Origin of the sequence: Azospira sp. APE16, from assembly GCF_047901315.1 — a bacterium.
Taxonomy (GTDB): domain Bacteria; phylum Pseudomonadota; class Gammaproteobacteria; order Burkholderiales; family Rhodocyclaceae; genus Azospira; species Azospira oryzae.
In genome coordinates this window covers 2,484,281-2,507,932 of the sequence record NZ_CP179682.1, presented here as the reverse complement: position 1 = coordinate 2,507,932, position 23,652 = coordinate 2,484,281, and the positions used below count along the sequence as shown (strand labels likewise).

The following is a 23,652-nucleotide window of genomic DNA, read 5'->3' as shown; positions in this document are numbered from 1 at the left end:
AGGGGCCGACGGGGCTCAGACCCGGGCCAGCAGTTCCTCGCCGCGGCAGCGTTCGGCCAGCCAGCCCAGGCCCAGTCCGGCCAGACTGGCGTGCAGCTGTTCCGGCCGGGCCGTGGCCTGCAACAGCAGCCGGCCCTGGCCCTGGGCCGAAGCGCCGGCCAGGCGCTGAGCCTGGCGGGCCACCGCCTCGGCCACGTCCACCAGCTGGGCGCGGCCGGCCACCAGGGGCGCCAGCAGGGGGGTGAGGAAGGAATAGTGGGTACAGCCCAGGACCAGCTGATCGGCGCCGGCATCCAGCAGCCGCTGCATCTTGAGGCGGACTTCGGCGACGAATTCGGGGGTCTGCAGGTCCCGGCTCTCGACCCGGGTGGCCCAGCCGGGGCAGGGCTCCACCAGCACGTCGACGCCGTCGGCATGGTCCCGGATGAGGCGGGCCAGGCGTTCGCTGCGGGCGGTGGATTCGGTGGCGAGGACGGCGATGCGGCGGCTGCGGCTGGCCTTGGCCGCCGGCTTGACCCCGGGCTCGACGCCGACCACCGGGATGTGGGGCAGGGCGGCGCGCAGCATCTGCACGGCAGCGGCGGTGGCGGTGTTGCAGGCGACGACGATGAGGCCGCAGTCCTGTCCCGCCAGATGGTGGCCGATGGCCAGCACCCGGCCCTGGATGAAGGCGTCGCTGCGCGGCCCGTAGGGCACGTGGGCAGTATCCGCCAGGTAGGTGAGGTCTGCCGTGGGCAGGCTGCGGGCGATGGCGGCCAGGACCGAGAGGCCGCCGATGCCGCTGTCGAAGATGCCGATCATGGCGGGGGATTTTACCGCGCCGCGACCACCACCAGTTCCACTTTATAGCCGGGCTTGGCCAGGCGGGTCTGGACGCAGGCCCGGGAAGGGGCGCTGCCGGCGGGCAGCCAGGCATCCCAGACCTCGTTCATGGCATCGTAGTCGGCCATGTCGGCCAGATAGATGGTGACCTGCAGCAGGCGGCTCTTGTCGCTGCCGGTCCTGGCCAGCAACTGCTCGATGCTGGCCAGGATTTCCCGGGTCTGGGTGGCGGCATCAGCCTCCAGGGTCTGGGCCACTTCCACCAGGTAGATGGTGTCGTTGTGGATCACCACGTCGGAGTAGCGGGGCGTGCTACCGAAGCGTTCGATGGGCATGGGATGTTTCCGAAAAAGGTGAGGACTATCGGCGCCAGCCGATTTCCCGGGCACTGGCGGGGCCCACCAGGGTTTCATCCAGGGAGTCGGGAATGCGGGCCCGGTCGGGGCCGAGGGGGAGGCGGCCGGCCATCAGTTCGGCTTCGCTCTGGGGATAGCGCGGCTCCTGGAACGGCGCGGCATAGCCGTCGGGATGCAGGGGCAGGCCGGTGGCCATGTCGTACTTGTCGCTGGCACCCAGGGTATGTAGCAGCTCATGGGCAGCGACGACGTGGTTCTGCGCCGTCTGGCGCGGGTCGGCGAAGAGATGCACGACGCCCAGCATGCCCTTCTCCAGGCCGCTGGAATGGGGCACCCGGGGGTTCAGGGCCGGATCGTGATAGAGCAGGTAGAGGCGCACCTGGGGCTTGGGGCTGGTGGGCGGCGACTGTTTCCAGGCCCAGTAGCGCAGCTGCAGGCTCCACAGGATGCTGTCGAGCACGCTGCCCCCCTGGGGGCGGGGTGGCGGCAGCTGGCGGATTTCCCCGCCCAGGGTGATGTCCACCGGGCGCAGGGTGGTGACGCCGTGGCGCGCCGCTTCGCTGTTCAGGTAATCGCTGATGGGCTGGAAACTGTCCTCACCGAGGCGCTGGAGATAGCGCCGGGTGGCGGCACTGTCGTCGGCCGCCAGGGGATAGACGGCGACACGCAGAGTGCCTTTCCATGCCGTGGCGTTGGCCTTGGCATGCCAGGCGGAAAAGGCCACCGACGCCAGTACCAGCAGCAGTACGGCGATGCGTAGACGACGCCACATGGCGGTCGGTGGTCTTGAGCGGAGAGCTTAGGCTTTGACCGGGATCTTGCCGATTTTGACCTGCCATTCCTTGGGGCCGGTCTCATGCACGCTGGTGCCGGAGGAATCCACGGCCACGGTGACGGGCATGTTCTGCACCTCGAACTCGTAGATGGCTTCCATGCCCAGGTCGGCAAAGCCCACCACCTTGGCGCTCTTGATGGCCTTGGCCACCAGGTAGGCGGCACCGCCCACGGCCATCAGGTAGGCGGACTTGTTGTCCTTGATGGCCTCGATGGCGACGGGGCCGCGCTCGGACTTGCCGATCATGGAGATGAGGCCGGTCTTCTCCAGCATCATGCGGGTGAACTTGTCCATGCGGGTGGCGGTGGTGGGGCCGGCGGGGCCGACCACTTCATCGCGCACCGGGTCCACGGGGCCCACGTAGTAGATGACCCGGTTGGTGAAGTCCACCGGCAGCTTCTCGCCCTTGGCCAGCATGTCGGCGATGCGCTTGTGGGCGGCATCGCGGCCGGTCAGCATCTTGCCGTTGAGCAGCAGCTTCTGGCCCGGCTTCCAGGAGGCCACTTCTTCCTTGGTCAGGGTATCCAGATTGACCTGGGTGGCGGCCTTCAGGTCCGGGGTCCAGGTCACGGCAGGCCAGTCTTCCAGCTTGGGCGGCTCGATCTTGGCGGGGCCGGAACCATCCAGGTGGAAGTGGCAGTGGCGGGTGGCGGCGCAGTTGGGCACCAGGGCCACGGGCAGGTTGGCGGCGTGGCAGGGGTAGTCCAGCACCTTGACGTCGAGCACGGTGGTGAGGCCGCCCAGGCCTTGGGCGCCGACGCCCAGGGCGTTTACCTTCTCGTACAGCTCCAGGCGCAGTTCTTCGGCCCGGGTCAGCTTGGCGCCGCTCTTGGCCTTGTCCTGCAGGTCATGGATGTCCACCGGGGCCATGATGGATTCCTTGGCCAGCAGCATGGCCTTCTCGGGAGTGCCGCCGATGCCGATGCCGATGATGCCGGGAGGACACCAGCCGGCGCCCATCTCGGGGATCTTCTTGAGGACCCAGTCCACCAGGTCGTCGGAGGGGTTGAGCATGGCGAACTTGGACTTGGCTTCGGAGCCGCCGCCCTTGGCGGCGCAGATCACTTCCACGTGGTCGCCGGGAACGATCTCGAAGTGCACCACGGCCGGGGTGTTGTCCTTGGTGTTCTTGCGGGCGCCGGCCGGGTCGGCCAGCACGGAGGCGCGCAGGGGGTTGTCCGGGTTGGCGTAGGCGCGACGCACGCCTTCATTGACCATTTCCTGCAGGCTCATGGTGGCGTCGTCCCAGCGGACGTTCATGCCGACCTTGAGGAAGACCATGCCGATACCGGTGTCCTGGCAGATGGGGCGGTGGCCTTCGGCGGCCATGCGGGAGTTGGTCAGGATCTGGGCAATGGCGTCCTTGGCGGCGGGGGATTCCTCACGCTCGTAGGCTTCGCCCAGGGCCTTGATGTAGTCCAGGGGGTGGTAGTAGCTGATGTACTGGAAAGCGTCCGCGATGGACTGGATCAGGTCTTCCTGGCGAATGGAACTCATGCTGGGTTTCCTCAGTGCTTGGATTGGAGGTTGAGGGTCTGATTCATGACTTTGTCCGTAACGGCCATCATGAACGCGGAAACGACGAATACAGCGTGGATGCCCACCTGCCAGCCGAGGACCCGGTCGTCCAGCTGGGCGGCATTGATGAAGCTCTTCAGCAGGTGAATGGAGGAAATGCCGATGAGGGCCGTGGCCAGCTTTACCTTGAGGACGCCGGCATTGACGTGGGACAGCCATTCCGGCTGATCCGGGTGGCCCTCGATGTCCAGCTTGGAGACGAAAGTCTCGTAGCCGCCGATGATGACCATGATGAGCAGGTTGGCGATCATCACCACGTCGATCAGGCCGAGGACGATGAGCATGGTCTTGGCTTCGTCCAGGTGGGCGATGTCGGCCACCAGGTGGGACAGTTCCATCATGAACTGAACCACGTAGATGCCCTGGGCGACGATGAGTCCGAGGTAGAGGGGGGCCTGCAGCCAGCGGCTGGAGAAGATCAGGCGCTCCATATTGTTTTGGAATTTGGAATTCATCTTTGTGCGTTGCAAGGTTGTTGGAACCGTTGGGAGCGCGGATTTTAGCATGCCTAGGTGGCTGATTTTGGTGCTCTTTTATGCTGCGGCGCAGCGAGGAGGTGTAAGGGCACTGTAAGAAAGGGGGGGTTTAATCGCGGCCATTCACGGGGCTTTGCGGGCAGTTGATTTGCTCCAGGTCACGGAAAACCAGCGGGTCGCAAAATCCAGAAACAAAATGCGACTCACGCCCCCGAAAGGGAGGGCGTTTAGCTCTCGACGCAGCAATTTTTGCTATTGCAGACAATGCAGAGGAGATGAGTATGTCCCAGATCGAATCCGTTCTCGTTGAAAACCGTGTCTTCCCCCCTTCCGAAGAAGTGGTGAAGCGGGCGACGATTTCCGGCATGGCCGCTTACGAGGCCCTGTGCAAGGAAGCGGAAACCGACTACACCGGTTACTGGGGCCGTCTGGCCAAGGAACACGTGGTCTGGAAGCAGCCTTTCACCAGCGTGCTGGATGAATCCAACGCTCCCTTCTACAAGTGGTTCGCCGACGGCAAGCTGAACGTTTCCTACAACTGCCTGGACAAGAACGTCGAAGCCGGCCTGGGCGACAAGGTCGCCATCATCTTCGAAGCCGACGGCGGTGCCGTCTCCAAGGTCACCTACAAGGAACTGCTGTCCCGCGTCGCCAAGTTCGCCAATGCGCTGAAGGCCAAGGGCATCAAGAAGGGCGACCGCGTCATCATCTACCTGCCCATGTCCATCGAGGGCATCGTCGCCATGCAGGCCTGCGCCCGTATCGGCGCCATCCACTCCGTGGTCTTCGGCGGCTTCTCCGCCAAGTCCCTGGAAGAGCGCATCCTTGATGCCGGCGCCGTGGCCGTCATCACCGCCGACGAGCAGACCCGCGGCGGCAAGAACATCCCCCTGAAGCCCGCCGTCGATGAAGCCCTTACCCTGGTCGGCGCCAACTCCCCGGTGAAGACCGTGATCGTGGCCAAGCGCACCGGCGGCGCCTGCAACATGGTGGCCGGCCGCGACGTGTGGTGGACCGATGCCGAAGCCGGCCAGTCCGACGTCTGCGAACCCGAGTGGGTCGAGGCCGAGCATCCCCTGTTCCTGCTCTACACCTCCGGTTCCACCGGCAAGCCCAAGGGCGTCCAGCACTCTTCCGGCGGCTACCTGCTGCACGCCGCCCTGACCATGAAGTGGACCTTCGACATCAAGCCTGACGATGTCTTCTGGTGCACCGCCGACATCGGTTGGGTCACCGGCCACACCTACATCACCTACGGCCCCCTGGCCTGCGGCGCCACCGAGATCGTCTTCGAAGGCGTGCCCACCTTCCCGGACGCCGGCCGTTTCTGGAAGATGATCCAGGACCACAAGGTCTCCATCTTCTACACCGCGCCCACCGCCATCCGCTCCCTGATCAAGGCCGGCGCCGACCTGCCGAAGAAGTACGACCTGACTTCCCTGCGCCTGCTGGGTTCCGTCGGCGAGCCCATCAACCCCGAAGCCTGGATGTGGTACTACAACGAGATCGGCGGCGGCCGCTGCCCCATCGTCGATACCTTCTGGCAGACCGAAACCGGCGGCCACATGATCACCCCGCTGCCCGGCGTCACCCCCCTGGTGCCCGGTTCCTGCACCCTGCCGTTCCCCGGCATCCAGGCCGCCATCGTCGATGAGACCGGCCACGAGCTGGAGTGGGGCAAGGGCGGCTTCCTGGTGGTGAAAAAGCCCTGGCCCTCCATGATCCGCACCATCTGGGGCGATCCGGAGCGTTTCAAGAAGTCCTACTACCCCGAAGACCTGGGCGGCCGCCTGTACCTGGCCGGCGACGGTGCCGTGCGTAACGCCAAGACCGGCAACTTCACCATCACCGGCCGTATCGACGACGTGCTGAACGTCTCCGGTCACCGCATGGGCACCATGGAAATCGAATCCGCCCTGGTGGCCAACCCCCTGGTGGCCGAGGCTGCCGTGGTGGGCCGTCCCGACGACCTGACCGGCGAAGCCATCTGCGCCTTCGTGGTGCTGAAGGGCTCCCGTCCCTCCGGCGAGGATGCCAAGCGCGTCATCAAGGAGCTGCAGGACTGGGTGGGCAAGGAAATCGGCCCCATCGCCAAGCCCAAGGACATCCGCTTCGGTGAGAACCTGCCCAAGACCCGCTCCGGCAAGATCATGCGTCGTCTGCTACGTTCCCTGGCCAAGGGCGAGGAAGTCACCCAGGACGTTTCCACCCTGGAAAACCCGGCCATCCTGGAGCAACTGAAACAAGCCGGCGCCTGAGCCTGCAACCAACCGCCGGGGCGACCCGGCGGTAAAACAACTGAAATACAGAGGGGCGTGGAGGAGACCACCCAGTCGTGAAGCCGGCATGATCCACCGGCCATCGACACTCTGTACCAAGCGGCAGACTATAAAGACCGCTTTCGGGCCGGCGCGATATTGTTCGCGCCGGCCTCTTCATTTGCTACGTTGCGCAGGGAGAGAATAAAAAATGTCCACAAACGCAACCCAGATGCTGGTGTCCGCCACCATGGAGTTCCTGCGGCGCCATTCGCCCTTCGACCGCATGGAAGGGGATGCCCTGCGTTTCCTCGCCGAGCGCCTCAAACTCGCCTATTACCACAAGGATGCGGCCATCCTGACCCCGGACATGGGGGCGGCCCGCACCTTCTACATCATCCAGCGGGGCAAGGTAGTGGCACGCCAGGCCGGCGAGGTCAATGTCACCGAATACAACGCCATGACCCTGGGCCCGGGGGAATGCTTCCCCATCGGCGCCGTCACCGCCCAGCGGGCCTCCACCAACGGCTATACCGCCATCGAGGATGTCTTCTGCTACCAGCTGGGGGCGGACGATTTCTTCGAGCTGATGCGCATGAGCTCGGTGTTCAACCTGTTCTGCACCCAGTACATCGCCAGCCTGCTCAACCAGTCCCGGCAGCAGCTGCAGGTCCAGTTCGCCCAGCGGGCGGCGGAGCAGCAGTCCCTCAACACGCCCCTGTCCCTGCTGGCCAAGCGGGAACCCGTCTCGGTGCAGCCGGAAACGCCCCTGCGCCAGGTGCTGGAGGCCATGGGCCAGCAGCGCCTGGGCTCCATGATCGTCACCGATGCGGAAGGCAAGCCGGTGGGCATCTTCACCCAGAGCGACGTGCTGCACCGGGTGGTGCTGGCCGGCGTGGCCCTGGAGGAGCCCATCGGCAAGGTCATGTCGAAGGACCCCCATACCCTGCAGGATACGGTCTATGCCTACGATGCGGCCCTGGCCATGGCCATGCACGGCATCCGCCACGTGCTGGTGGTGGATGGGGAAGGGCGGCTCAAGGGCGTCATTTCCGAGCGGGACCTGTTCACCCTGCAGCGGGTCGGCCTGCGCCAGATCCGCCAGTCGGTGGAGACGGCGCCGGACCTGGAAACCCTGCTGCAGACCAGCCACGACGTGCGTCAGCTGGCCCTCAACATGCTGGCCCAGGGCGTCGGCGCGGAGCAGGTGACCCAGTTCATCTCCGCCCTCAACGACACCATCACCCGCCGGGTGCTGGAGCTGAACCTGGACAAGCATGACCTCTACGGCGTGGACTGGGCCTGGCTCTCCTTCGGCTCGGAAGGCCGGGAGGAGCAGACCTTCAGTACCGACCAGGACAACGGCATCATCTACCTGTGCCCGGACTTCATGGACAAGGAGCAGCTGAAGATGCGGCTGCTGGACTTCGCCCGGGACGTGAACGACGACCTGGACAAGTGCGGCTTCCCCCTCTGCTCCGGCAACATCATGGCCGGCAACCCGGACCTGTGCCTGACCCTGGAGGAGTGGGAAGAAAAGTTCACCAACTGGGTGCGCCATCCCCATCCGGCGGCCCTGCTCAACGCCACCATCTTCTTCGATTTCCGCACCCTCTACGGCAACCCCAGCCTGGGGGAGCGGCTGCGCAAGTGGATGCTGAGCCTGACCACGAGCAACCCGGGCTTCCTCAAGATGATGGCCCACAACGCCCTGGACGTGGAGCCGCCCCTGGGCAAGATCCGGGACTTCGTCACCGATCTGGACCCGGAGCATCCGGGCACCATCGACCTGAAGAAGTACGGCGCCCGCCTGTTCGTGGACATCGCCCGCATCTACGCCCTGGCCGCCGGCATCCACAACAGCAACACGGTGCAGCGCCTGCGCCACAGCGCCAAGCGTCTGGGCATCAGCGGCGAGGAAATGGCCGCCATCATCGACTCCTTCAACTTCATCCAGCTGCTGCGCCTGCGGCATCAGCACCTGGAGACGGAGGCGGGCCAGGCCGGGGACAACCGCATCCATCCGGACAAGCTCAATGAGCTGGACCGGCGCATCCTCAAGGAATCCTTCCGCCAGGTGCGCAAGCTGCAGAGCCGCATCAAGATGGACTACCAGGTATGAGCTGGCTGGCCCGTTTCTTCCGCAGCAAGAAGCCGGAAGTGGTGCTCTCGCCCGAGCAGCGGGAGCGCCTGGAACGCTGGCAGCAGCTGCCGGACCCGGACCTCAACCACTCCCATTTCCAGACACGCTACGTGGTGGTGGACGTGGAATCCTCCGGCCTCAACATGGTCAAGGACCGGCTCATTTCCATTGGCGCCGTGGCCGTGGTCAATGGCCTCATCGACACCCAGGACGCCTTCGAGGTGATCCTCAAGCAGGAGGTGGTGAGCGACACCGCCAACATCCTGCTGCACGGCATCGGCGGTTCGGCCCAGCGGGAGGGCATGGAGCCGGCGGATGCCCTGCTGCTGTTCCTCGAATACATCGGCAAGTGCCCCCTGGTGGCCTACCACGCCATGTTCGACCACTCCATGATCGCCCGGGCCATGGAGAAGTACCTGGGCATCGAGTTCGAGCAGCAGTGGCTGGACCTGGCCTGGATCATGCCCGAGCTGTTCCAGGACCGCATCGACACCAATGTGGCCCTGGATGCCTGGCTCAACCTCTTCGGCATCGAGAACATCCAGCGCCACAACGCCGTCTCCGACTGCTACGCCACCGCCAAGCTGCTGCAGGTGGCCATGGCCCGGGCGGCGGAGCGGGGCGCCGAATGCCCGGAGCGGATGATGGAAATCGAGCGGGTCCGCCGCTGGCTGCGGCGCAGCAACTGAGGAGGCAGGCGCCATGCCGACCGCCAAGGGGTTCCGTCAGCAGCTGAAGCGCTACTACCTGCTTTATACGGTCGGCTTCCTGGCCTTCGTCGCGGTCCTCGCCTTCCTCGAGCACCTGGGGCTGCCGCCCCGCTGGATCGGCTACGCCTTCCTCCTGTTCACCATCCTCATCTACGCCACCATCGGCGTCATGAGCCGCACCGCCGATGTCTCCGAGTATTACGTGGCGGGGCGGCGGGTGCCGGCCCTGTTCAACGGCATGGCCACCGGGGCCGACTGGATGTCCGCCGCCTCTTTCATCGGCATGGCCGGCACCCTCTACCTGACGGGCTACCAGGGCCTGGCCTACATCATGGGCTGGACCGGCGGCTACGTGCTGGTGGCCCTGTTCCTGGCGCCCTACCTGCGCAAGTTCGGGCAATACACCATCCCCGACTTCCTCGCCGTGCGCTACGGCGGCAACGCGCCCCGCCTGGTGGGCGTGGCGGCGGCCATCATCGCCTCCTTCGTCTATGTGGTGGCCCAGATCTACGGCGTCGGGCTGATCACCAGCCGCTTCGTCAGCCTGCAGTTCGAGATCGGCGTCTTCGTCGGCCTCGCCGGCATCCTGGTGTGCTCCTTCCTCGGTGGCATGCGGGCCGTGACCTGGACCCAGGTGGCCCAGTACGTGATCCTCATCATCGCCTACGTGACGCCGGTGGCCCTGCTGTCCTTCCAGATCACCAGCGTGCCGGTGCCCCAGCTGGTGTACGGGGAAGTGCTGCAGGGAGTGGGCAAGCTGGAGGAAAAGCTGTTCGAGACCCCGGCCGAGCAGGAGGTGCGGGGCCTGTACCGGGAGCGGGCCGACGCCTACTACGAGAAGATCATGCGCCTGCCCGTTTCCCTGGCGGAAGAGCGGCAGCGCCTGACCATGCGCATCAACGCCCTCAAGGAAGAGAACGCCCCCATGCGCGAGGTGGTGGCCCTGGAGCGGCTGCGGCGGGACCTGCCGGCCAACGCGGAGGAAGCACGGGAGCGCTGGGATGCGGCCATGCACGCCGCCGCCGACCGGGGCGCCATGCCCATCCGCCATGCCGAGGCCTTCCCCGGGCGCAGCGAGGCCGAATCCTCGGCCGCACGGCTCAACTTCCTCACCCTCATGTTCTGCCTCATGGTGGGCACCGCCGCCTTGCCCCACGTCCTGATGCGCTACTACACCACGCCTACGGTGAAGGAGGCGCGGGAGTCGGTGACCTGGTCCCTCTTCTTCATCCTGCTGCTGTACTTCACCGCCCCGGCCTACGCCGTGTTCGCCAAGTACGAGGTCTATTCGACCCTGATCAACACCCCCATCGCCCACCTGCCGTCCTGGGTGGCGGCCTGGGGCAAGGTGGGGCTGGTGGCCATCGAGGACATCAACCACGACGGCCTGCTGCAACTGGCGGAACTGTCCCTCAACCCGGACGTGATCGTCCTGGCGACGCCGGAAATCGCCGGCCTGCCCTACGTCATCTCCGGCCTGGTGGCGGCCGGCGGCCTGGCGGCGGCCCTGTCCACCGCCGACGGCCTGCTGCTGACCATCGCCGGTTCCCTCTCCCACGACGTCTATTACAAGATCATCCAGCCCCGGGCCTCGACCCAGTGGCGCCTGGTCATTTCCAAGTCCCTGCTGCTGGTGACGGCGGTGCTGGCGGCCACGGTGGCGGCCCAGCGGCCCGCCACCATCCTCTACATGGTGGCCTGGGCCTTCTCCATCGCCGCCGCCGCTTTTTTCCCGGCCCTGGTCATCGGCATCTTCTGGAAGCGGGCCAACCGGGCCGGCGCCGTCTCCGGCATGGTGGTGGGCCTGCTCATCACCGTCTATTACATGGTGAGGGTGCAGTTCGATTCCGTGCCCTGGCTCGGCCTGCGCGGCATCGGCATGGAGCCCTGGTTCGGCATCCAGTCCACCTCGGCCGGCGTCTGGGGCGTGCCGGCGGGCTTCCTCACCATCGTCGTCGTCAGTCTGCTGACCAGGCCGCCCTCCCGGGAGGTGCAGGACTTCGTCGAGCAGGTGCACTATCCGCAACTGCGCTAAGGCCCCGGGTCATTCCGGGGCGCCGCCGCCACAGGGGACAGCCATGCAACTTACAGATCGGCATCGGGAATACTGGCGCAAGAACCTGCGCATGACGGCGCTGCTGCTGGCCATCTGGTTCCTGGTCACCTACGTGGTCAGCTACTTCGCCCGGGAACTCAACGAGTTCACCGTGCTGGGCTTTCCCCTGGGCTTCTACATGGGGGCCCAGGGCTCCCTGGTGGTCTATGTGCTGATCATCTGGTTCTACGCCCGCTACATGAACCGGCTGGACCACCAGTACGGCGTCCATGAAGGGGGGCGCGACTAGCGTCCGCCCGGGCGGGGCGTTTCAGGCCTCCAGGTGGGCCACCAGGGAGAGCAGCTGCGGATGCTCCCCATCCCGCATCAGCTGCCGCGCCAGTCGGGGCTCGAAGGCTGCCAGGCGCCGGGCGATGCGTTCGCTCTCCTGGTGCCGGCCGGCATGGTGGTAGGCCATGCCCAGGTGGTAGTAGGCGATGCCGTTCATGGGCTGCAGCTCCACCGCCTTTTCCAGGGCCGTCGCCGCTGCTTCGTGTTCGCCCAGGGTGGCATGGGCCAGCCCCTTGCCGTACCAGGCCCGGTCCAGTTGAGGATTTAGGTGCAGGGCTGTATCGAAGGCGGCGATGGCCTGCCGGGGCCGGCCCAGCCGGTCCCGCACGTAACCCAGGTTGAAGTGGTGCTCACCACGCTCCGGCGCCAGGGAGGCGGCGCTGGCGTACCAGGCCTCGGCGTCCTCAAGGCGTTCCAGACGGGCGGCAAGATACCCCAGGCAGGCCGCCGTGGCAGCCCCGGGGGTATGGCGGAAAGCCTCCTGGTAGGCGGCGTAGGCCGCCCCATCCCGGCCGAGGAAGTGCAGCAGCCAGCCGTGCAGGCGATAGGACCAGGGGCCAAGCAGCATCGTTTTCATCTCCCGTACCCGGTGCAGCGCTGCGGGCGCGCCTGGCATAAAATTCCGTCAGCCCACGGCATGGCGCCGTGGCCCCTTCAGTGTGAGGACCCATGGTATCCGCCGCTCTCCTGCTTGTCAGCGTTCTGCGCGCCCTGATCGAAGTGGCCGGGCTGTGTCTGCTCGGCCAGGGCGTGCTGGCGCTCCTCGCCGGCAGTCGCCGGGAGGGCAATCCCATCTACCAGATGTTCCGCATCGTTACCCGTCCCGCCCTGCTGCTGCTGCGCCGTCTGGCACCCCGGGTGATCCTGGACCGGCACCTGCCCCTGCTGACTTTTTTCGTCCTCTTCTGGCTGTGGATCATCCTCGCCTATTTGCGCCAGCTCATCGCCCTGGAAGCAAATTGAGCGATCCGGCGAAAATGTTTTGCGTTATTCAAAAGCTTCGCTATAATGCGCGGCTTCCGCGGAGAGGTGGATGAGTGGTTTAAGTCGCACGCCTGGAAAGCGTGTTCAGGGTAATACCCTGACGGGGGTTCGAATCCCCCCCTCTCCGCCACGGATTACTGCAAAAAGGCCCTCGTTGTCGCTTGGCCCATAAGTTTGCCGGAAGGCAGGGTTATGCTTCAGAAACCTGGTGGCAAAGATATGCTTCCTGGCAAAGGGGAATTGAAGCCAGATCAGAAATGGTCTGGCTTTTTTCATTTGGGCCCAAAGAAATGAAAAGGCCACTCCTTGTGAGTGGCCTTTTTGTATTCTTATCGGCCAATGCAATCGTTTGATACAACGCGGCCAAACAACAGCTATCTGCTTGCTGTGAACTCTTCTCCGACTGCTTTGAACACCGCTTGATTGGTATAGGCACACATTGGAGTAACGTCTCCGACCGCAATTGACCTGCCCGTAGCATCGGCTACCCGAAGGCCTTATGTGGAGCCAACTATTCAAGGTAACATATGGGCATGATGATCCAAGCCTCGAACAAATGCCCAGCCGGAGCTTCGTCACTCCACACCGCGATCCTGGATGAGATCGCCGGGTCGCATGCCGCGCAATTGGTCATAGAGGAACTGGGTATCGCAATGGCGACACACCCCGGTTTAAGGCGAGACCGGAATGAAGACCGTATCGCAGTCGCAAGAATCACGACCCCCTGCGCAGAAACGTACACAGTTGCTTTGGTTTGCGATGGCGTCGGTGGCTCTGAGTCCGGTGACCAAGCAGCGGCTCTTACCATTTCCAGCATCATTGCGGACCTTGCCCAGCAGCGGGTGCGCCCTTCCTTGAAGGAACTTGCCGTTGCTCTTGTTAGGCGAGCCGACGATCTAGTCCGAAAAGAGCTTCAGGGTCGGGGAGCGACTACTCTCGTAATGCTCCTCGCCACTACCAGCGGGCAGCTCATCTGCGCCAACGTAGGCGATAGCCGCGCGTACAGCTGGGATACGAATTCGAGCAAGCTTGATCAGGTTACGGTCGACGACACGATCGAGAATGAGCTGAAGGATTTACCGGGCAACCCTGCAGCTCTAATCCGGGCGCGCGGACTGCAAGGCCGACTTTCACAAGCAATTGGCGAGGGCGGAAGAACGGCCGACGACTTGCGCGTCCAAACATATACCAGTGAGCGCTTCCGTCTCGGTGCCGTGCTGGGCTCAGATGGCTTGTGGCGTGCAGCAAGGGACTTCGAGGCTACAGTCGCGAATTCTGCCACTCCGAACGATGCTATTCGGCGGGCCATTGCTCTTGCAAATTGGGTAGGTGGCGTAGACAACGCTTCGCTGATTGCGATTGGCAATATAGAGAGGCTGTATGGCGGACCGATACAGGCGTCAACCGGTAGACAACAACCGGAAATTACCTTGTGGTCGTCGTTAGCCAAGATCAAGCTCTTGACGAGCGCCTGGATAGGCGAAGCCAAGCCGCTTGAGGCGCGTGGGAAGGCAGAAAAGCCAAAAAGGAAAGTAGTAAAGAAGGAATCCCGGAAGACTCAAGACGAATTACAGCTAAGATTGGAGCCGGCCGATCCAAAAATGGGGAGGCCAAAAATCGAAGTGACGACCAGCGAAGATCGTAATAAAAGCGAGTAAGCCAAGAAATAGAGGAAGGGGACCAAGGGGTGGCGCTGCCGCAGCGATACAAGACTCTGACGAAGAGCGTACTGGCTGGGGGATTCGGAACCGTTATCCCACTTGAGGATACGTTTCTCCGACGAGTCGTTCTGATGAAGGTTATGCAGGACACCGCAAACAACGTTCAGCTTCAGAACGAAATTAAAGGCCTTTGCAAAGCGCGGTCTCGCCATGTCGTCGAGGTATATGACGTCATTACAAATGAAAAGGGTGAAATTGCGGGCGTTATTATAGAGCGTCTCCGTGGGCGGGACTTTTCAGCGTTTCATAAAGAGGCAGCGATCAATCCGCTGGGTTATCTCAAGATACTCTATCAGCTCGCATGCGCTCTTCGCGATCTTCATGCTGTGGGAATTATTCACCGCGACCTTAAACTCGATAACTTTAAAGAATCTGCTGCTGGAGTCATCAAACTGTTCGACTTCGGCATATCGTCACCGGATGGTGGGTACCAGACAAAGCAGAACAAGGGCACTCTAACTTACGCCGCACCAGAGCTGTATGTAGCAGGGGCTACGATTACCCCTGAGATGGATATATACGCTTTAGGAATATGTGCGTGGGCACTTGCCTATCCCATTTTTCCTCCAGAGTTAATGGAAAAGCCCCCGCAAAAATCTGCGCGAGCCCCATCCGTTGGTACCGTGATGCCAACTGCCGACAAACAGCCGGACGGTCTTCACAAGGAAGTTGTCGACATTCTCGATGCGTGTATTGACCCGTGTCCAAAGAACCGGCCCTCGGCGGACGAGGTCAGTTCCGTACTAGCTAAGCACCTCAGCCGAAACAAGCACCGCGGTCTTTTTGTGCAAGGCGTTGAAGAAGTTTTTGAGCTGTCCGTGAAAGAGCCAACGGTTACGTTGAAGATCGGCGCATTGGGCCGATTGAGAGTGAACTACGACGGTCTTCGATTCTTGATCACTGAGGTAGAGGGTTCGGTCAGCATTAATAACATACCAACCGAACCGGGCCACGTCCTCCACGAGGCGTGTGTCATTGGATTTGGTGCGCCCGACCTTGGACCGGCTAGAGAGTGGGTGACATTCTTCTCATCGCACCCGGAGGTTGTCCTATGAAGTTTAAGGCTGACAACGTTGTCGCAGGGCGATACAGAATTGAATCTTTCCACCTTGAAGGCGGTATGCAAGAGGTCTATCGATGCTTCGATCTTGCTCTAGGGCGAGTAGTGGCACTTAAAACACCACGTGAAGGAATTGTCGACAAGCGCTTTAGCAGGGGCGCACAGATGGGTGCCCGCGTAGTTCATCCGAATGTAGCAGCCACGCTTGACTACGTCGAGGAAGGTTCCAACCGTTGTTTGGTGGAGGAGTTCATTGAAGGGGTGGACCTGGGAAGACGACTCGCGAGCGACTTCATCTTTCTTGATCCGTCACTCACCGCTTGGGTGGTTCATAACATCGCGAAGGGGCTTCAGGCAGCGCACAGGGTTGGTATCTGTCACCGCGATCTCAAGCCTAGCAACATAATGACGTCTGCCGATGGTCGTATGGACGTCGTTAAATTGACTGATTTTGGAATTGCTAAGCTCGCCGAGAAGGAATTGGAAGCCGAGATTGAGAAATTTGAGCTAGATGAGAACACCTTAACTTCATCGAGTACCCTTCTAGGGGCGGTCCCATATTTGGCACCGGAATGCTGGAACGACTGGGCTAGTGCCGAGCAACCAGCCGATATTTGGGCTTTCGGGGCAATTACATGCCATTTGTTACTCGGAAAGCCGCCATTTGGTGTGGGCAAAGGCGCCATCATGAAAATGGCGCAGGCGGAAGTGGCTGGAAAGGTCGAGTTGCCTCCCCCTGAATGGTTTGGACAGCATCTGGAAACCGCGAAACTTGAGCAGGAATTGTGGGCTCTCGTACACGGTTGTTTGCAGATTGATCCCAAGCTTCGTCCAACAGCAGATGAGGTCGTACAACGATGTGAGGCTCTCTGCTATTCGGCAACACCCAGAAAGGTGGGGGTGATAACGACCTACCCCCACACGTATACAAGCGGCCGGAAGGCAAATGCCGGTTTCATATCTGTTGATGGTGGCGACCCCGTCTTCTTTCATCTCAGCGAATTCTTCAGCATTGGAGTCAAACCGCAGGTCGGACAGCGCGTCAGCTTTGGTACAGCAGCTGGGAAGCCGAGGGAGCGTTGTTCTCCCGTACTACTTTTGCAGAGTCCATAGCACCTCGCTAGTGGCCAGTGTGTCGGTGCTCTGAGCTTGACGACGGGGAAAAATCAGTTCAGTCGAGCGAGTGGTTATGGCAGCAGGGCGATCATGAGGGGCGATTCACTTCTATGACAAGCCATCGAGAAATGGACAACGTCATTAAAATTGCTCATCAGACACCAGCACTTGATGAGAACTACGTCCTCCTCCTCACTTCCAACAGCGAGGAAAAAAGAGCCATAAACGCAGTCCTGCGAGATCGGCGCACGGCTGATATTGGGATCGAGACCACAGGGTGTTCGTTGGGTACTCTGGGTGGGCGATTTGTGCTCCACGTGACAGGTGAGAGTGGGGTGTCTAAGGCTCTGTCTGTTGCTCGCATAGCAAGCGCGCTGCTTAAAAACAACAACTTCCCCAAGCCAGTCCTGACTGTTCTAGCAGGCTTCTGCTGGGGCAATCCTAAGAATGTCGGTGCCGAGGTCTGTATTGTCGCCACAGAGGTCGTCGCCTTAAATATCCGACATGCAGAGGGAGATGCAGAAGTACCCCAAGCCCAGAGGCTGGTGAGCATTGTGACCCTCGAGGAGCCAGTTGTCCGAGAACTTGAGGACCACCTAAGGGTGCGGATTGGTTCCCTGGCCAGCCTGGAGACCCTCTACAAGAGCGACCGCTTGCGCGAGCGGCTAGTTGAGCGGTACCCCGAGCTGCTAGGAGGGGAAATGGAAGCCTTTGGGTTCCTCGAGAGTGGCTCCCGTTGGCTCGTCGTCAAGGCGGTGTCTGATGCCGGCGGGGATGACTTTTCGCGCGAGAAGCAGGGTGAGGCGGCGCGGAGGGCGTCAGTGGTCATCGAGCCGCTCTTGGTTACCCTGCAGAGGCATGAGGTCGTCGACCATCCGCGTGCCTCGATCGAGACAGCACACCTGTACGATCTACTATCGGGCGACACGATCGAGTTCGACGTCCGCGAGATTGGCAAGGAAGCCCTTACGGATCATCTCGAATTCGGCATCGGCCTGCGCGCCGAGTACAAGCTTCGCCAGTATGTGTCCGACCGGGAATGCAGCGCCGACTTTGTGCGGCACCTTCTTGCCGCGATCCTGGAGGTCGTCCAGAATGCAGTGCGACACGGAAAGGCGAACAGGTCGTTCGTGAGCTTCTACGCGACCAAAGTCGTGATTGAGGACGACGGACAACTCTATGACATCAGGTGCTTGACCGATGGGCGCGGAGGGGCCATGGCTGTGCAGGCCCTACTCAAACTGGGGGAAGAAACCGGGGCGATGGAGCTAACTGTAGGAAAGAGCAAGCGGCTCAAGGGAAACAAGTACACCTTCAATCTCGTGAAGGCGTCCAGCGCTCTGCGAGAAGCCCGCGAAAAGTGCTTGCTGCGTGTAAGGGAATCGAGCATTGGGATGCTGTATGGCCGGCCGGAGGTGTTTTCCTTCGACTCTCGGTGTAGGACCGTTTACCTCGATGGCACTAGGATACGGATGACCTCCCGCCATTTCGAGCTTGCAGCAGCTTTGCGCCCGCTCGTTGAGGAGGGCCGGAAGGTGTATGTAGGCTGTCGCTCTGAGCAAGAGATATTCATATACAAGCAGGAACTGAAGGATCTTGCTGGCGAGAATCTCGTACTTTTCGTCGACGCGACGCTGCCGCAGGGAATCTGAGCGCCCCTATTGTGGGTCTGCTTAAGGCGCTCACGGAAGGGGGGCCGACGTCTTCAGGAGGGAAATTAGCGCAAAGGCTAATTGGGGGCGGGAGTTACAGTTCGCAGGATGGAGAAACTGTTGTTCACCGTTGCATGGCGGTTGAACGGAAAGTAACTGGCACCTTGCGGATGCACTTCCACATTGGGCACCTGCCGGTTAGGTCGAAAAGCGGTATTTTTTTAAGCTGGGTCGATTCTAACGACTAGTACTGCCCGATAGGCATCACGGACCGCGCGTTCCCTAAGCGAAGCCTTCTCCTTCCGAAGAATCAAATCTACTTTGCGTCGTGACGGATAGCTTTTCTGGTCATGGAATGCCTGAACGATGTCTTGGACACGTTGGATTTGGTCGTTCAAGCGTTTTTTTCCACGCAGTCTGAGGAATTCTTTGTAACGGGTACTGATATTCAGGCAGATGTCTGGAAACCAGTATCGAAGATACGATGCAGTAACTCCGTAGCGCTTTCCGATCGCCGATACCGGCTGTGGTGGCTCGGTCTGTATATCCTTCTGAATCCGTCTTCTGAGTTCAGCTCGGTTAGTTTCATCAGTATCCTGGCCACGTTCTCTGACCTTCAATTTTCCGGGCACCATTGGTGCCGAAAGTGAGGGCTGGAAGCCGCTATTCCCCCGTGCTAGATCAATGGGCAATGCCTGAACTGCATATCCGAAAGCCAAGAATTGGGGCAGGGACGGTCGTTCTCCCTTGGTCAGCCAATTCTTAAGTGCATATCGGTTGAAGCCGATGGCCTGGCAGAACGCTGCTCGATTCCCATCGCTCGTGGTTTCGACGATGGACTTCATGACTTCGTGGAATTTTTCTACCGACGGCTCAAAATCAGAGGTACTTTGCCTTACAACCATGTCACCTAATGCCTTTGCGACCCAAATCTCAAACTGAGTTGCAGTAGGTTCTTCATTGCAAATCGCGTAGTCGGGGTGGATTAGCGAACGCAAACAATGGTGGCAAATGGCCTGGTCCGGATACCGAGATAAGAAGGGTTGTAGCTTCCCACAATGGGGGCAGTGATCCTGCAATGGGCGGTTATGTACTGTGCATTCCCGGTAGGCTTGCAGTGACCACAGCAGCGGAAAGTAAACATCGTCTCGACTTCGACGCTGCTCCAAGAGACAGGCCGAACACCATCGAGGGGTCGGAGACAGCATTCCTTGTCCCTTGTGGGGAAAGAAGTCCTGCCAGGGAAGTAACGTCAGCCGGGATAAACCCCGTTGTCCGGTTGATGCTTCAAGGACTGATACAAATAAGGAAGCGTACTTGCCATGGCCGTTTATAGTGCCTGCCATCCGATTGAAGAATTTCGGGTAGGCAAGGGGCTCTAATTCAGGTTTTGCTTTCCCTAGTACTTCGGCGACTACTCGGCGAGGATTGAGCGAATGGGCAGCACAAGTTCTGACTAGCAGAGAAATTAGGCTTTCCCGCTGCTCTACCGGAAACTCTACCGGAGCTAGGGAAAACAGCCGGCTACGTTCAGGAATAGGGCGATCAGAACGGTAGCCGGTCACCAGTTCATTGTCGAACGTATTCAGAGTCATGGCCGAATTCCTCCCACTGGGTCGCGAACCGGCTTGCGTTTACCAATTCGACGAGGCGTTCCCTGGCCGAAAGGTTCTTTGGAGCTTAATAGCACTCCATTTTCCAGGAGGTCCCTGAGCTTAAGGTCGTCGACATCCGAGAGCTTCTGTTCACCCCAGCAAGCCTCCTCGACGATAGTGACCAGCGCCCGGTTCTTGAGGGCATACCGCTCAGCGAACGCAGCATCAATCCTCTGAGCCTCCTCGCGCAATGCATGCTCAAGACAGCGAGTCAGCCAGTCCTTCAGGATTCCGATGCAACCTGCCGACTTCATGTAGAAGTAGGCCGCCTCCTGATTGAGGGACGTAGGAATATGCTTTGAGAGTAGCAATTCGAAGAAGGCGAGCGCTTTCCTGAACTCTCCCTGATCCGACTTCTTTCGCGTGTCGTAACGCGGAAAGTTTATGATCTGGCTACGACGAGAGAGTTGGCCGCTCTGGTCAAGGATATCTAGGAGTCGATAGGTGCCGACCAGAACGATGGTAGTTCCGGTCTTCATGGCCAAAATCTTCAGAGACTCAAATTGGTTCTCTAAGCGCTGACGATTCGTGACCAACAAGAGGTGATGGGCCTCGTCAATGATAAGTAGCTTGGTACGACGACGTTTGAGGTATTCCTCAGCTGACCGGCGTAGGGCATCCGTGACTGACTGTTCCAGAGGGTTGGCAGCAGGATGCTCTGGAAAGAGCGTGAGTTGCCGACTGATTAGGAGCTTGCGATTGACTAATGGCTCGTTCTGCCCGGTCAAAAGGCGGATATAGAAGTCTTTCCAGCTGAAGTTGGTAGCGCACGGTGGGATGGCATCTACCGAAACGATCGGTACAAAGTCTGTCTCAGCGGCAATCCGGGGTAGGTAGCGTTCTACCATCTTGTCGACAAGTGCCTGGATCAGCGTGGTTTTCCCAACTCCGGTAGGGCCGGTAATGATGACGATTTGGGGCAGAGAGTCTGCGGAAATGGCATCCATCAAATCCCGGAAGGTCGCTGCTGCATGGGGATGAGCAAAGATATGTCCGCTGAACCCGGCGATAGCAGAAGTAATCGGATCTTGCTGCAGGTCGTTCATGTTCATTTGAGTTCTCCGAAGTTTTCAAAGGAGAACTCCACGCTGGCCCACTGGTCCTCAAACGTAAGTGGTGAGTGGGGGTCTGATGGTGCCAGCAGTTCGGGAAGGGGAGGTGCTACATCAGATTCCTCCTCACGGCGCTCTGCATCGCGGCGCTGCTGCCGCAAGAGGGCCTCGTTTTTCTTCTCTTTGATCACGAAAGCAGCCATGTCCGCACCGTTGATTTGGCGACGAATGCCATAGTTAGCGTGATGGGCTCGTATTTCCTGAGTAATGACCTGTATTTCAGCTTCGGTCCGACGCTCAAATACAGACGCGTGTTCCGAGCGGCAGAGATGCCACTCACCTTTGACATAGGCGTATGCCCTGGAAATGTCGAAGGGGTCGTAGCGGACTGGAACCTGAGTGCCGGTAATTTCTGAATCGCGTAAGGCCGCGTGCCAATAGAGAATCCCGCGAATCTTGATACCCCGTCCCTGGCGAACCATGGCGTTGCCACTCCGTGTCGACGGCAGGCACTGAAGAATGAGATCTGGGGTGTAAGGAATCAATAGGTGAGGACGATTGCCATATAGGGCGAGACCACGAGCCATCATTTCCCGCGGAGAAATTCCGAGCGTGGGATGAATAAGATTGGCGTAAGCGTCGTCAATGAATCGCTCAAATAGGTTCGTAAATTCAGGGAGTGTCCAGACCGCCAGTTTCCGCGGATCGTGACTCGGGGACATGCTTCGTGGTTTCTGCAGCGCTTGGTTGTTGCCAACTAGGTTATGGATCAATCGCTGATTTGCCACTCCGAAGAAGCGCTCAATGACAGAGCCGAAGCGGGATTTCGAGGCTGGCCGGGACTTCTTGTGACACTCGAGACGGGCTAAGAGGGATTCAAAATAGGCAGATTCGAAGTCCTTTCCCTGATCCACCACAATGGTCTTGGGAATACGGCCATGTTGTTTCAGGGCATGCCGGATTACGGCCATGCAACTACGATAGCTGGGAGGATCAAAGGTTAGGAAAAACCCAAGAATCATCCGAGTATATGCATCGATTAGAATCGTAAGCCAAGCCTTACCCAGGTTTTCCCCGGTCCTACTATCAACCAGTTGCTCGTCCAGTTCGGTATGGTCGATGTGGCCGATCTCAAAAGGTCGCTCACCATGTCGTGGGGTCGATTGGTCAATTACCCAGTGGAACTCTGAAATGGAGTACGCAGCCTTGTCACCTTCACGGGCTCGCTTGACTACTTCTTCCGAGAGCCGCTTGATCTCGCGAGAAAAGGTCTTTTCTGAAGGCGCCTGGACACCCTTGTCCTCGCAACGATTGACGAGTTCGCCGTAAGCGATGGAGATTGAAATCCTCTCCGAGCTCAACACCAGCTCATTGATAACTTCGTGCATCAGCTCAATAACCAATGCCGGAATTTTCCGATTTCGGTTGCCTCGGGCGCTAATGCGTGGAAGTAGTCCGACATACCCGTTCCCGTAGACCAACTCTCCTTCGCGTTGCTTGGCACGCCATGACCGAAGGGTCCGAGCTGGGATTACGGATGATTCGGGATGCTCAAGAACTTGATATCGACGATTGGCTTCCTCCAGATCGATAGGCGCCGCATGGCGGACCTGTTCTGCTGCACGCTGGTGACAATCGGCGATGGATCGCTCTATGCCGGTGATGATTCCTTGGGTGACCAAGCCGTCGAAGACTTCTCGTGACAAAGTGGAGCATGTCTTCTGCTCGTCGACGACAAAAATCTCAGTAACGCCAACATTCAGGATTTTCCAAGGCTGTCCATCCCACAGAAAGCTTTCACCAGCTTTCAATTCGATGGCTCCAATGTCCGGCATGGTTATCGCTGTCTGTAGCCTCCTCTGGCCTTGGTAAGCAGCCAAACTCATGACATCGGTACAAACTGTCGTGTATTGGGGCTCAGTCAAGAGCTCTTGCGTTAGATCGACATGGAGAATTCCATCCGCCACCATTTTATAAACGGTGTCTGCCCCAATGTCAGCCTGGCTCAGGAGAGCCTCCAACAGAATCCAATGGACACCCCTGAGCCGATTTTTGATCAATGTAACTTGAAGTGGATCAGGTGCTGGGCAGGCCGTATCAAGATAGTCAGACAGGAAGCCAATATTGCGGACGAGAATCCAGTCGATTTCCTTGGATGAGAGTACCTGGAATCCAAGCCCATACTGGTTGGCGAAGTTTTCTCCAGCAGGGCAACGCCATTTGCCATCGGGGCTCCGGAGAAATAGCTCACTACCCGACGCCTCGCGCTTTAGGAGCTCTTCTTCTGTTTTACATTCAACCCATCCCATCCATCCCTTTTGGATCAGAAAATAGTCCGGGGTACTTAGGTGGCTGCAGTGTCTTCCACCCGCACCCTTGTACCGCAATTTGATCTGGGATGGCTGGTCGTAGAATTCCTCCGTCTCTACATCGTGGTCCCAGATATAGAGATAGGGGAGTTCATTTTTATGACTCTCCGCCTGGATGACGCAACCCATTTTCTGGCTGGAATAGCGACAGGCGACGTTGAACTTACCGCCTCCAACACGGCGAGAAGGATCACCGCGCCGGATTGCTTGAACAATCTTTCGACCATTCAATGGGATGTTTTGCAGGATAAAGCGCTCCTGCAACTGTTCCTCTGACAACATGACAAATCTCCTGAATCAATCTCGGGGGTGCTTATCCGATAGATCTTTAGATTCCGGACGTCACTTAGGAAGGAGTCACACTCTTCATCAGCGGGAAGCTGTACAAGAGGTGATGCCACCCAAGGAGAAAGCACTTCCCCATCAAGCATTTTTGGGGTGCTAGCTGCCTGAACGACGTAAGGAGGCCTGGCGGTCGT

19 protein-coding genes and 1 tRNA gene are annotated in these 23,652 nt (G+C 60.0%); 11 read left to right on the top strand and 9 right to left on the bottom strand.

From position 1 onward, the window contains the following. Positions 1-15: 15 nt before the first annotated feature. Genes murI through ACLSSQ_RS11985 form a run of 5 tightly spaced genes read right to left on the bottom strand, consistent with a single transcriptional unit; the run spans position 16 to position 4,046 of the window. Positions 16-801 carry a glutamate racemase gene (gene murI, locus ACLSSQ_RS12005; protein ID WP_416242816.1) on the bottom strand — a complete coding sequence of 262 codons (786 nt, stop codon included), beginning with the start codon at positions 799-801 and terminating at the stop codon, positions 16-18. An 11-nt stretch (positions 802-812) separates the two neighbouring features. Then, positions 813-1,157, bottom strand: a complete 345-nt coding sequence (locus tag ACLSSQ_RS12000) for a RidA family protein (protein WP_416242815.1) — start codon at positions 1,155-1,157, stop codon at positions 813-815. A 25-nt stretch (positions 1,158-1,182) separates the two neighbouring features. Beyond that, positions 1,183-1,950, bottom strand: a complete 768-nt coding sequence (locus tag ACLSSQ_RS11995) for a hypothetical protein (protein WP_014237070.1) — start codon at positions 1,948-1,950, stop codon at positions 1,183-1,185. A 27-nt stretch (positions 1,951-1,977) separates the two neighbouring features. Further along, positions 1,978-3,510, bottom strand: coding sequence for a fumarate hydratase (locus tag ACLSSQ_RS11990; RefSeq protein ID WP_014237071.1), 1,533 nt, complete (start codon positions 3,508-3,510; stop codon positions 1,978-1,980). An 11-nt stretch (positions 3,511-3,521) separates the two neighbouring features. After that, positions 3,522-4,046, bottom strand: coding sequence for a TIGR00645 family protein (locus tag ACLSSQ_RS11985; protein ID WP_014237072.1), 525 nt, complete (start codon positions 4,044-4,046; stop codon positions 3,522-3,524). Positions 4,047-4,348: 302 nt separating this feature from the next. Between ACLSSQ_RS11985 and acs the strand changes: the two genes are divergently transcribed. The 5 genes from acs (at position 4,349) to ACLSSQ_RS11960 (ending at position 11,523) form a co-directional block, all read left to right on the top strand. After that, on the top strand, positions 4,349-6,325 hold the full coding sequence (gene acs, locus ACLSSQ_RS11980) for an acetate--CoA ligase (protein ID WP_205230941.1): 1,977 nt from the start codon (positions 4,349-4,351) through the stop codon (positions 6,323-6,325). Positions 6,326-6,536: 211 nt separating this feature from the next. Next, a complete protein-coding gene (locus tag ACLSSQ_RS11975; protein ID WP_416242814.1) occupies positions 6,537-8,447 on the top strand; it encodes a DUF294 nucleotidyltransferase-like domain-containing protein in 1,911 nt (636 codons plus the stop codon). Then, the gene (locus tag ACLSSQ_RS11970) at positions 8,444-9,157 is read left to right on the top strand and encodes a PolC-type DNA polymerase III (protein WP_014237075.1); all 714 of its coding nucleotides are present in this window, start codon (positions 8,444-8,446) and stop codon (positions 9,155-9,157) included. Before ACLSSQ_RS11975 ends, ACLSSQ_RS11970 begins: the two co-directional genes overlap by 4 nt. A 13-nt stretch (positions 9,158-9,170) precedes the next feature. Beyond that, the gene (locus tag ACLSSQ_RS11965; protein WP_416242813.1) at positions 9,171-11,213 is read left to right on the top strand and encodes a sodium:solute symporter family protein; all 2,043 of its coding nucleotides are present in this window, start codon (positions 9,171-9,173) and stop codon (positions 11,211-11,213) included. Between the two features lie 43 nt (positions 11,214-11,256). After that, positions 11,257-11,523 carry a DUF4212 domain-containing protein gene (locus ACLSSQ_RS11960; protein WP_014237077.1) on the top strand — a complete coding sequence of 89 codons (267 nt, stop codon included), beginning with the start codon at positions 11,257-11,259 and terminating at the stop codon, positions 11,521-11,523. Between the two features lie 21 nt (positions 11,524-11,544). Here ACLSSQ_RS11960 and ACLSSQ_RS11955 read toward each other — a convergent pair whose 3' ends face one another. Next, a complete protein-coding gene (locus ACLSSQ_RS11955) occupies positions 11,545-12,141 on the bottom strand; it encodes a tetratricopeptide repeat protein (RefSeq protein WP_416242812.1) in 597 nt (198 codons plus the stop codon). A gap of 92 nt (positions 12,142-12,233) precedes the next feature. On the opposite strand from ACLSSQ_RS11955, the gene ACLSSQ_RS11950 reads away from it, so the two are divergent. The 6 genes from ACLSSQ_RS11950 to ACLSSQ_RS11925 all read left to right on the top strand — a co-directional run bounded on the left by ACLSSQ_RS11950 (position 12,234) and on the right by ACLSSQ_RS11925 (position 18,097). Continuing rightward, complete coding sequence (locus tag ACLSSQ_RS11950) at positions 12,234-12,527, top strand: hypothetical protein (RefSeq protein WP_416242811.1); 294 nt, start codon at positions 12,234-12,236, stop codon at positions 12,525-12,527. 60 nt (positions 12,528-12,587) lie between these two features. Continuing rightward, a tRNA-Ser gene (locus ACLSSQ_RS11945) sits at positions 12,588-12,678 on the top strand. Positions 12,679-13,081: 403 nt separating this feature from the next. Then, entirely contained in the window at positions 13,082-14,206 is a 1,125-nt protein-coding gene (locus ACLSSQ_RS11940; protein ID WP_416242810.1) for a PP2C family protein-serine/threonine phosphatase, read from the top strand. 134 nt (positions 14,207-14,340) lie between these two features. Then, a complete protein-coding gene (locus ACLSSQ_RS11935; protein ID WP_416242809.1) occupies positions 14,341-15,324 on the top strand; it encodes a protein kinase domain-containing protein in 984 nt (327 codons plus the stop codon). Next, on the top strand, positions 15,321-16,442 hold the full coding sequence (locus ACLSSQ_RS11930) for a protein kinase domain-containing protein (RefSeq protein ID WP_416242808.1): 1,122 nt from the start codon (positions 15,321-15,323) through the stop codon (positions 16,440-16,442). The genes ACLSSQ_RS11935 and ACLSSQ_RS11930 overlap by 4 nt, the downstream gene beginning before the upstream one ends. Before the next feature lie 131 nt (positions 16,443-16,573). Next, positions 16,574-18,097 carry a hypothetical protein gene (locus ACLSSQ_RS11925; RefSeq protein ID WP_416242807.1) on the top strand — a complete coding sequence of 508 codons (1,524 nt, stop codon included), beginning with the start codon at positions 16,574-16,576 and terminating at the stop codon, positions 18,095-18,097. Between the two features lie 221 nt (positions 18,098-18,318). Here ACLSSQ_RS11925 and ACLSSQ_RS11920 read toward each other — a convergent pair whose 3' ends face one another. Genes ACLSSQ_RS11920 through ACLSSQ_RS11910 form a run of 3 tightly spaced genes read right to left on the bottom strand, consistent with a single transcriptional unit; the run spans position 18,319 to position 23,455 of the window. Beyond that, positions 18,319-19,692 (bottom strand): TniQ family protein, encoded by a 1,374-nt coding sequence (locus ACLSSQ_RS11920; RefSeq protein ID WP_416242806.1) that lies wholly within the window; start codon positions 19,690-19,692, stop codon positions 18,319-18,321. Further along, positions 19,689-20,804, bottom strand: coding sequence for an AAA family ATPase (locus ACLSSQ_RS11915; RefSeq protein WP_416242805.1), 1,116 nt, complete (start codon positions 20,802-20,804; stop codon positions 19,689-19,691). The genes ACLSSQ_RS11920 and ACLSSQ_RS11915 overlap by 4 nt, the downstream gene beginning before the upstream one ends. After that, entirely contained in the window at positions 20,801-23,455 is a 2,655-nt protein-coding gene (locus tag ACLSSQ_RS11910; RefSeq protein WP_416242804.1) for a transposase, read from the bottom strand. The genes ACLSSQ_RS11915 and ACLSSQ_RS11910 overlap by 4 nt, the downstream gene beginning before the upstream one ends. Positions 23,456-23,652 lie beyond the last annotated feature (197 nt).